General features: G+C 59.5%; 12 protein-coding genes. 9 read left to right on the forward strand and 3 right to left on the reverse strand.

Annotated features, from left to right (window positions below):
- The first annotated feature begins 111 nt into the window (after positions 1–111).
- The 3 genes from BEN49_RS16595 to BEN49_RS16605 all read left to right on the forward strand — a co-directional run bounded on the left by BEN49_RS16595 (position 112) and on the right by BEN49_RS16605 (position 2,097).
- The gene (locus BEN49_RS16595; protein WP_070745309.1) at positions 112–1,074 is read left to right on the forward strand and encodes a polyprenyl synthetase family protein; all 963 of its coding nucleotides are present in this window, start codon (positions 112–114) and stop codon (positions 1,072–1,074) included.
- 6 nt (positions 1,075–1,080) lie between these two features.
- Positions 1,081–1,728, forward strand: coding sequence for a rhomboid family intramembrane serine protease (locus tag BEN49_RS16600; RefSeq protein ID WP_070745312.1), 648 nt, complete (start codon positions 1,081–1,083; stop codon positions 1,726–1,728).
- Between the two features lie 96 nt (positions 1,729–1,824).
- Positions 1,825–2,097 (forward strand): PLD nuclease N-terminal domain-containing protein, encoded by a 273-nt coding sequence (locus BEN49_RS16605; protein ID WP_083326193.1) that lies wholly within the window; start codon positions 1,825–1,827, stop codon positions 2,095–2,097.
- 86 nt (positions 2,098–2,183) lie between these two features.
- On the opposite strand, the gene BEN49_RS16610 is transcribed toward BEN49_RS16605, so the two are convergent.
- Entirely contained in the window at positions 2,184–2,795 is a 612-nt protein-coding gene (locus BEN49_RS16610; RefSeq protein WP_070745315.1) for a hypothetical protein, read from the reverse strand.
- A gap of 143 nt (positions 2,796–2,938) precedes the next feature.
- On the opposite strand from BEN49_RS16610, the gene BEN49_RS16615 reads away from it, so the two are divergent.
- Entirely contained in the window at positions 2,939–3,817 is an 879-nt protein-coding gene (locus BEN49_RS16615; RefSeq protein WP_070745318.1) for a glycerophosphodiester phosphodiesterase family protein, read from the forward strand.
- Positions 3,818–4,006: 189 nt separating this feature from the next.
- The gene (locus BEN49_RS27065) at positions 4,007–4,393 is read left to right on the forward strand and encodes a helix-turn-helix domain-containing protein (RefSeq protein ID WP_125916956.1); all 387 of its coding nucleotides are present in this window, start codon (positions 4,007–4,009) and stop codon (positions 4,391–4,393) included.
- Between the two features lie 62 nt (positions 4,394–4,455).
- Here the strand turns inward: BEN49_RS27065 and BEN49_RS16620 are convergent, their stop codons facing one another.
- Both BEN49_RS16620 and recF read right to left on the reverse strand, forming a co-directional pair.
- Entirely contained in the window at positions 4,456–4,773 is a 318-nt protein-coding gene (locus BEN49_RS16620) for a DciA family protein (protein WP_070745338.1), read from the reverse strand.
- Between the two features lie 118 nt (positions 4,774–4,891).
- A complete protein-coding gene (gene recF, locus BEN49_RS16625; RefSeq protein ID WP_070745321.1) occupies positions 4,892–6,025 on the reverse strand; it encodes a DNA replication/repair protein RecF in 1,134 nt (377 codons plus the stop codon).
- Between the two features lie 69 nt (positions 6,026–6,094).
- On the opposite strand from recF, the gene pdhA reads away from it, so the two are divergent.
- From pdhA to BEN49_RS16645, 4 genes are all read left to right on the forward strand, one after another.
- The gene (pdhA, locus tag BEN49_RS16630; RefSeq protein ID WP_083326194.1) at positions 6,095–7,261 is read left to right on the forward strand and encodes a pyruvate dehydrogenase (acetyl-transferring) E1 component subunit alpha; all 1,167 of its coding nucleotides are present in this window, start codon (positions 6,095–6,097) and stop codon (positions 7,259–7,261) included.
- Positions 7,262–7,319: 58 nt separating this feature from the next.
- Positions 7,320–8,087 (forward strand): tetratricopeptide repeat protein, encoded by a 768-nt coding sequence (locus BEN49_RS16635; RefSeq protein WP_239691979.1) that lies wholly within the window; start codon positions 7,320–7,322, stop codon positions 8,085–8,087.
- Positions 8,088–8,238: 151 nt separating this feature from the next.
- Entirely contained in the window at positions 8,239–8,715 is a 477-nt protein-coding gene (ribH, locus tag BEN49_RS16640; RefSeq protein ID WP_070745323.1) for a 6,7-dimethyl-8-ribityllumazine synthase, read from the forward strand.
- Between the two features lie 177 nt (positions 8,716–8,892).
- Entirely contained in the window at positions 8,893–9,276 is a 384-nt protein-coding gene (locus BEN49_RS16645) for a TraR/DksA family transcriptional regulator (RefSeq protein WP_070745326.1), read from the forward strand.
- The last annotated feature ends 248 nt before the right edge of the window (positions 9,277–9,524 follow it).

Raw genomic sequence — 9,524 nt, forward strand, 5'->3', positions numbered from 1 at the left:
CGGCAACTCCTGAAAAGCCCCGCCGCCCACCCCAGGCGGCGGGGCCTTTCTTTTAGAACGAACTTTGCAAAACCTACTTTTCACCTTGCGAACCCTCGCGCGAAAGAACCCTTGGACTTCCCCGCTCACATCACCGCCGCCCTCGCCCAGCTCCACTACGGTGAGGCCCCCGACACGCTCTACGAGCCCATCCGTTACATCATGGGCCTGGGCGGGAAACGCATCCGGCCGCTGCTCACGCTGCTGGGGGCCCACCTCTTCACCGACGACCTGGGGCCCGTCACCAAGCCCGCCCTGGCCACCGAGGTTTTCCACAACTTCACCCTGTTGCACGACGACCTGATGGACCAGGCCCCGCTGCGCCGCGGCCAGCCCACGGTGCACGAGAAATGGAACCCCAACGTGGCCATCCTCAGCGGCGACGTGATGCTGGTGCGGGCCTACGAGCTGTTCTTCGACGTGGCCCCGGCGCTGCTGCCGGCGGTGCTGCGCCGCTTCAGCCAAACGGCCGCCGAGGTGTGCGAGGGCCAGCAGTGGGACATGAACTTCGAAACCGAAGCCGAGGTCAGCATCCCGCAGTACCTGGACATGATTCGCCTGAAAACGGCCGTGCTCCTGGGCTTCTGCCTCGAGCTGGGGGCCGTACTCGCCGGGGCCCCGGCCGAAGATGCCGAGCACCTGCGCCAGTTCGGCACCGACATTGGCCTGGCCTTCCAGCTGCGCGACGACCTGCTCGACGTGTACGGCGACGCCGCCACGTTCGGCAAGCGGGTGGGCGGTGACATCGTGTCGGACAAGAAAACCTACCTGTTCCTCACCGCCCAGGCCCAGGCCAGCCCCGCCCAGCGCGCCGTACTGGCCCAGCACATTGGCCAGCCCGTGGCCGACGCCGACGCCAAAGTAGCCGCCGTGCGCGCCGTATACGACGAGCTTGATATCCGGCCCCAAACCGAGGCGCTTATCAATAATTACTTCCAGGATGCCTTGCAGCACCTGGCCCGCGTGGGGGCCCCCGACGCCCGCAAGCAACCCCTGCATCACCTCGCGCTCCAGCTCATGGACCGCGAAAACTAACTTATCGTGCCCCTTCCCATCATCGTCCTGATTGGCCTCACGGTCCTCGTGTCAGCCTACGCCCTGTCTAAACCCGAATTCATGAACGCCTGGATCCTGGAGCCGGCCCTCATGGCCCGGCGCGGGCAGTGGTACCGCTTCCTCACCTCTGGCTTTCTGCACGCCGACTGGGGCCATTTGCTCTTCAACATGTTTGCCTTTTATTCATTCAGCCCCGTGGTGCTGGGGGCCCTGGAAGGCAACTTTGGGGAGCTGCCCGGGCTGGGCTGGTTCCTGCTGCTCTACCTGGGCGGCATCATCCTCTCCGACGTGCCCACCTACTACCGCCACCGCCACGACGCCAACTACCGCAGCCTGGGGGCCTCAGGTGGCGTGTCGGCGGTGGTGTTTGCCAGCATCCTGCTGTTTCCGGTGGCACCGGGCGGGGGCGGCATCATCATCTTCCCCATTCCGTTCCCCATTCAGCCCTTCCTGTTCGGCTTTCTGTACCTGTTCTACTCGTGGTACCAGGGCCGCCGCCAGGGCGACAACATCAACCACGACGCCCACTTCTACGGGGCCCTGTTCGGCGTGGTGCTGATAGCGGCGCTGCTGCCGGCCGCCGCCCCCCAATTCTACGTGCAGGTGAAGCAGTTCATTTATTCAAAGTTCTGATAGTCTGTTATTTATATATAAAAAGCAGGGTTTTTATATACCTATTCTGGTTAGAGTGCGTAGAAGTCCCAAATTCACCTCTTTCACTTCATCCTGATGCGTACTTTCAATACTTCCGCTTCGCGCGTGCCCCTCGCCACGCTGTTGTTGCCCTTCCTGCTCCTGGCTACCTCGTGCAGCCGCTACAACAATAGCGGTAGCCTAGCCATCTGGGGCTACGTACTGCTGGCCCTCGACGTGCTGGCCCTGCTCGACGTATTCCGTCAGCCCTGGGACATTGGCAAGAAAATCCTCTGGGCTGCCATCATCTTCTTCTTCCCCTTGGGCGGCCTGATCATCTACTACCTCTTCGCCGGCCGCGGCAAATAGCCTGGTCAGAGTAGAAGAACAACAAAGGGCCGGCCCGTCATTATGACGGGCCGGCCCTTTGCTTTTGGCGCGAATCAGTAGGGCCCCTACCGCAGCATCCGGCGCTTCTCTAAGTTGGCCGTGCGACGCAGCAAATCCCCTGTGTTCGTGATTTCGGTCATCTGCCAGTGGTCGCCTAGGTGTAGCATCTTCACCTCTACTACTAGCGTGGTGTCGTAGCGCGGCTGCGTGAACTCAATGCCCACCAGTGCCTGCTCCCCCTGCTCCGTGGCGTACTTGATGCTGCTGAACTTGCTGTCGGGCCCCACCACCTTGCCCGCCAGGCCTAGGATGGATAGATTCATGCCGTGCTTCGGCGCCGCTGCCGCCACCGACCCAGTTTCGACGTAGCGCATTACTTCCTGGCGGGCGGCGCTAGCCAGTGTGGGTTTGAGCAGGCGCAGGGCCCCGCCCATCATCAGGCTCCCGCCCGGCACCAGGGCCGTTAGCAGCGAGCCTTGGCTGGCCACGTTATCAACCAAATGGGAAGTGACGCTGCCCACGTCCACAAACTTCTCGAAGCTGGCCACGTCGTGCGCCCGCACGGCCGCCGCTGCCTGCACCAGGGCCCCCGTCGGGCCATCCTTCTTGCTTTTCACGTAGTAATAAGCCCCGGCGGCCAGCGCCAGCAACACGACGAAGAAGAGTGGTTTTTTCATTTGTAAGCGAATCAAGACATAGGATTGGTGAGAAGCGGAATCAGTACGAATACCGGAAAGCACTCAAATTTACCTGCACCTACGGCCGCCGCGAAATCTTTCGCGCAGCAATTAGCCAGCGCCCTACCCGTCCGCCATCACTCATGCCAACCGCCAGCCGCACCCCAACCGTAGCAGTCCCTAAGCGCCCCGAAGTGCACGGCCACCGGGGCTGCCGGGGCTTATTCCCCGAAAACACACTGCCCGGGTTTCTGCACGCTGCTGCGCTGGGCGTGGACGTGTTGGAAATGGATGTTGTTATTTCAGCCGATCACCAGGTAGTGGTGTCGCACGATCCTTGGCTGGCTGCCCACCTGTGCCGCGATGCTGGGGGCCTCCGGATTGCCCCGGCGCACGAGCGTCAGCACAACTTGTACCACATGCCCTACGCCGCCATCCGGCAGTGCGACTGCGGCAGCGAACCTCACCCCGGGTTTCCGTTGCAGCAGCCGGTAGCCGCGCCCAAGCCGCTGCTGCGCGAGGTGCTGGCCGCCACCGAGGCGCTGCCCCGCCCACCCGGAAGTAAGCGCCTGCGCTACTCCATCGAGATAAAGTGTACCCCTGCCGGCGACGATATTTTCCATCCCACACCGGCTCAATTCCTGGCCTTGGTACTGGCCGAGCTAATGGCTGCCGACATGCTGCCCCGCACCACACTGCTATGCTTCGATCCGCGGGTGTTGCGCCTGGCCCACGCTCAACTGGGAACCCGCCTGGCCCTGTGCTTGCTCAGTGAGGACGGCCAAACTTGGCCCGCCGCCGTGGCGGAGCTGGGCTTCCAGCCGGACGTCTTCGGTCCCAACTACGAGTCAGTTACCCCCGCTGCCGTCGATGAACTGCGCCGCTTGTACCCGGGCACGGACTTGGTGCCGTGGACTGTAAACAACCCCGTTGACATGCAACGGCTGCTGTCAATGAGTATCGATGGCCTGACCACTGATTACCCGGACCGTTTGCTTGCCATTTTAGCTGAAGAAGGATAGGATAGTTACAAATAGGAATTGATATTACGAATAGTGATACAAGATACAGCAATGAAACAAAATGACCGCTCTATTTTGTTACATGTATTCTTTACTTTAAATTGTAACGTAAGATATTCTTGTTTACATTTTTGCTTTGTTACTGTATTTGATACATCTTTGTATTACTCGTCCCGACTTACCAATTAGATGCCACATCAAGGCGAAATCCTTCAAGAAGCCATTAAAAACAGCGGTATCTCCATCACGCGCATCGTGGAGGAGATGGGCATTACACGTCCGACAATCTACCGCAAGTTCAAGGAGGAAACAATCGACTACAATTTTGTAAAGCGGGTTGGCGATGCAATTGGACATGATTTTGCAAACGACTTTACAGTCTCGCAACAATCATCTTTGCCATTTGTAACGCAAGGGCATAGTGTTACAAATCGTCCAGTCGTTACACCACGTGTAACATTGCCTCCATCAACCGATAACAGCGTTTCCGGCCAGTTATTGGCCCTCCAGACCAAGTATATCGCCTTGCTAGAAGCATACAATGAGCTCCTCCTAAAAGTGTACGGACCACGTTAACAAAAATGTTCCACGTGAAACATTTTTGTTGCCAATGCACCCCAATAAATTGGATCAGGGGGTTACAGAAAAACCACCTCTCTAACAACTGCCTCACCCACCTCCGCGTTAATGAGTTCGAGCACCTTGGTCTTGGCCATCATCAACTCGTGCTTTAGAGGAGCCGACGTAAGCCGGACGAAAAGCTTGCCTTGGTGAACGTACACCTCCTTTGTTTTGAGGGCAACCGGCTTGCCCATCACCCGCTCCCAACTCGCCACCACGGTCACCTCATTTAGCTTGCCCTGCAAGCGGTAGGCTTTCACAAGTGAGGCCAAGCCATCCTTCAAATCGATGACGTCGTTGCGGCGGGAAGAAGCGGAGGGACCAGGTTTTTTCACGGAATGGTAGCGGAGCCGGTGGGGGCGAGGGCCCCCGTAAAAATAACGAGCGACTCCTCTTTCCCCTATGGCAAGGGTAGGCCCCCAAAGGTACAACTTGCCCACGTGGAGCTTGCTCTTATAGCTGCTCGGCCGTGCCACCTTGTACCCGAAACCGGCGGATGTCCCCTCGCACGTTGGCCAGCGCCTGGTCGGTACGCGCCAAGTTAGTGTCCGTAAGAAAGACTTGGCCAAAGGTGTCGTCGGCCACCAGCTCTAGTAGCCGCGCAATGCGCTTGTCGTCGAGCCGGTCGAAAATATCGTCGAGCAACAGCAAGGGCTTGGCCGCCTCCGTGCCCGCCGCGACCAGCCGCGTGGTCAGGATCTCAAACTGGGCCAGCTTGAGGGCAATGGCGTAGGACTTTTGCTGGCCCTGCGAGGCATAACTCTTGACAGGTAAGCCATCCATCAGAAAAACGAAATCGTCGCGGTGGGCCCCAGCGGTGGTGCGCTGCATCATCAAGTCGCGGCGTTCGTTCTGGCGCAACAGCTGGCCAAAGTCGGCTTCCAGCAGTTGGCTTTTATAGGTAAGGGATACTTCTTCCCGGCCATCGGCCAGCTGCTGGTAGTGCTGTCGGAAGATAGGTGTGAAGCGTTCGAGGAAAGTAGCCCGCTGCTGGCTAAGGTTCGTCCCCAACGGTGCCAGCTGGTCGTCAATAGCCAATAAGTAGTCGCGGTCGAAACCTTGGGCGGGGCGGTCGGCAGCTAGCTTCAGCAGGGCGTTTCGTTGGCGCAGCAAAGCGTTGTACGCAATGAGCACGTCGAGGAACCCATGGTCGAATTGCGAGAGCAAGCTGTCGAAGTATTTCCGGCGCTCCTCGCTGCCCTCGCGGATGAGGTCGGTATCGTAAGGGGATACCAGCACGGCGGGGTAGCGGCCAATGTGGTCGGCCATGCGCTCGTAGGGCTGCTTGTCGTGGGTCAGGGTCTTTTTCTGGCCCTGGCGCAGGCTCACCTGAATGGTTTCGGCATCCGCGCCCTCATCTGCGCTAAATTTCCCCTTAACTACAAAAAAATCAGCACCTTGCTTAATGCTATTGGCATCTACGGGGGTCAGAGCGCTCTTGGTGAGCGATAAGTAGTGGATAGCGTCGAGCAAGTTGGTTTTGCCACTGCCGTTGTCGCCAATAAAGCAGTTAAGCCCGGGGGTGAATTGCAGCGTTGCCGCCTCGTAATTCTTGAAAAAAAGCAGTTGCAACGAGTCTAAGGTCATCGGGTTGTCGGTAGTACGGGCAGTTTTACGTAATTTCGCCCTCCCAACGCGAATAACCTATTACGTGCTATGGCGGATACGAAAGTAAAAGAGGCCCCTAAAAATGCGCCCGGCGCGCCCACTGCCAACGGCAACGGCAAGGCCCAGCAAGTAGCCACTGCGCCGCAGCCCGACGCTGCCGCGCCTGGCCCCGACCGTCCAGTGGACGCCGAGAGCGGAGCCGAGCCCCAGGCGCAAGCCGTGGCCGAGCCCACCTTTCCCAAAGAAACCTACCTGCGCTGGTACGAGCAAATGCAGCTCATGCGCAAATTTGAGGACAAGGCTGGCCAGCTCTATGGCCAGCAAAAAATCAAAGGTTTCTGCCACCTCTACATTGGCCAGGAGGCGTGCGTCGCCGGGGCCGTGTCGGCGCTGGAGAAGGGCGATAAGTACATCACCGCGTACCGCGACCACGCCCACCCACTGGCCCTGGGCACCTCGCCCAACGCCGTGATGGCCGAACTGTACGCCAAGGCCACCGGCTGCTCGAAGGGCAAGGGCGGCTCGATGCACATGTTCGACAAGGAGGTTGGGTTCATGGGCGGCCACGGCATCGTGGGCGGCCAGATTCCGATGGCCGCGGGCATTGCCTTTGCCGAGATGTACAACAAAACCGGCAAGCTCTGCATCTGCTACATGGGCGACGGCGCGGTGCGCCAAGGGGCCCTGCACGAGGCCTTCAACATGGCCATGCTCTGGAAGCTCCCCGTCATCTTTGTGGTGGAGAACAACGGTTACGCCATGGGCACGTCGGTGCAGCGCTCGTCCAACGTGACGGAGCTCTACAAGCTAGGCCTGAGCTACGACATGCCGTCGCAGTCGGTGAACGCCATGCAGGTGGAGGACGTGCACCACGCCGTGGCCCAGGCCGCCGAGCGCGCCCGCGCCGGCGAGGGCCCCACGTTCTTGGAGTTCCGTACTTATCGCTACAAGGGCCACTCGATGAGCGACCCGGCCAAGTACCGCACCAAGGAAGAGTTGGAAGAGAAGCGCACCCAGGACAGCATCGAGGCCGTGCGCCACACCATCCTGGAAAACAAGATGGCTACCGAGGACGACCTCGCCGCCATTGATGAGCGCATCAAGGGCGAGGTGCAGGCCGCGGTTGAATTTGCCGAAGTTTCGCCGTACCCCACGCCCGACGAGCTGTTCAAGGACGTGTACGTGCAGACCGACTACCCTTACATCCACGACTAATTGCGCTGCCGAGGAACTGCTCATCCGGCAGGGTCCGATTCGTCCCTTTCAGGCTATCATGTCTAAAATTCCGTTCACTGGCAAAAGCCAGCAGGCCCGCCAGGGGCAAGTGCAACAAGCCGTACCCGCCGACCCGCTGGCTCCGGCCGAAAACTACGTTACGGAGAACCCGTTGCTCGAAGACCCCGATGCCCTGGCTGCCCGCCTGGTCGAGTCGGAAGATTTCGTGCGCAACAACCGCAACCTGCTGCTGGGCATCCTAGCGGTAATAGTGGCGGCCGTCGTGGGCGGGTTTGGCTACTATGCCTGGCGCGGTCAGCAAACCCAAAAAGCCCAAACGGCCATGTTCCGGGCCGTGGATGCCTGGGAGGCCGACTCGCTGAAGAAAGCCATGAAGGGCGACGGCCGGGCCCCCGGCCTGGCCACCGTAGCCAACGAGTACGGCAGCACCAAGGCCGGCAACCTGGCCAACTTCTACGCCGGCGTGGCGTCGCTGAAAGAAGGCAAGTACAAGGACGCCCTTGACTACTTGGAAGACTTCAGCTCGGACGACTACCTGGTGCAGAGCCGCGCCTACGCCCTGATGGGCGACGCGCAGCTGGAGCTAAACAAGCCCAAGGAAGCCGCTGACCTCTACGCCAAAGCCGCCGATAACAAAGCCAACGAATACTTCTCGCCCAGCTACCTGATGAAAGAAGCCACGGCTCGGGAAATCGCTAAGGATACCGACGGGGCCCTCAAAGCCTACGACCGCATCCTCAACGAGTACCCGGCTGCCCAGGAAGTAGCCGAAGCCCGGCAGTTCAAGGCCCGGCTCCAGAAATAGCTGCCGCCCTGGCATCCGAATCCAAATGCGCTTCCCCAGCCGGGAAGCGCATTTTTTGTCTTTAGGGCCCCAGCTTGGGGCCCCCAGTGTCCTACTTTGTTCTCATAAAAAACCCGTGCTGCCACGGATAAATAATTAACCCAACGCTTTTATGGCTACCTCCCTCCAACACCTGAGTACATACGACGACTCCAATTTTATTGACATCAGCGACAAACGCTTCGGCTTGGTGGTGGCGGATTGGAACCGGGAGATTACCGACGTGCTGAGCGCCGGGGCCTACGACACGCTGGTGAAGCACGGGGCCCTGGCCGAGAACATCTTCCGCAACAGCGTACCCGGTAGTTTCGAACTGACGCTGGGGGCCCAGTTCCTGGCCCAGCACGAAGAGATTGACGCCGTGATTTGCCTGGGCGTGGTGATCCAAGGCGAAACCAAGCACGACGACTACATCAACCACGCCGTGGCCCAGGGCCTCACCACCGTCGGGCTGAAGTACAACAAGCCCGTAATATTTGGGCTCGTGACCACCAACACCTTGGAGCAGGCCCAGGACCGCGCCGGTGGCAAGCTTGGCAACAAGGGTGTGGAGGCCGCGGTGGCCGCCATTCAAATGCTGAGCTTCTGAGAAGGTTAGGCGAAACGGTAACGTGCTTATTACCTTTGCGGGGCGAGGCGAAGGGCCCATGAAACCAGCCGGCGGCAGAGCGGAGGGGCCCCAGTAAACTATTTAGCAGCGTCAGCCGTTGCCTTACCCACCCATAGTTTGTACGTACGCTTACTCTGATTATTCCTTTTCCTTACCATGACCGAAGCAAACGTCCGCTACTCGCGGGAAGACTTAAGCGAATTCGACCAAATTATCCAGGACAAACTGGTGGCCGCCCGGCGGGAGCTTTCCTTCATCAAAGAAACCCTAACCCGCCGCAACGATTCGGGTACCGATAACACCGCCTCCTCGGCCAAGGTATTGGAAGACGGAGCCGATACGGCTGAAAAAGAGAGCATGAACCAACTGGCTTCGCGCCAGATGAAGTTCATCCAGCAGCTGGAAAACGCCCAGGTTCGCATCAAAAACGGTACTTACGGCGTGTGCATCGGCACGGGCAAGCTCATTCCCAAAGACCGCCTCCGCGCGGTGCCCCACACCCAGCACTCCATCGAAGCCAAAATGGCGCGCCGCGACTAGGCCCCCAAGCCTGGCGCCTGGCGCGTTCGACAGTCGGTACTGAATACATTCGGTGATCAGAGCGGCCGGCCCGGCCGGGCCCCGCATCTGACCCACCAGTTATTCGGTACCGACTGCTTTTTTAATTAATCTATCCCTTACCAACCGTACCGTAGCGATACGGCACTTAGCCATTGTTCCCCATGGCAAGCAACATTTTTCGAAAGACAAGAACGACCGTCGCGGCGGTGGTTCCAGCGGCTCCGGCC

Source organism: Hymenobacter coccineus, assembly GCF_001816125.1.
GTDB lineage: Bacteria > Bacteroidota > Bacteroidia > Cytophagales > Hymenobacteraceae > Hymenobacter > Hymenobacter coccineus.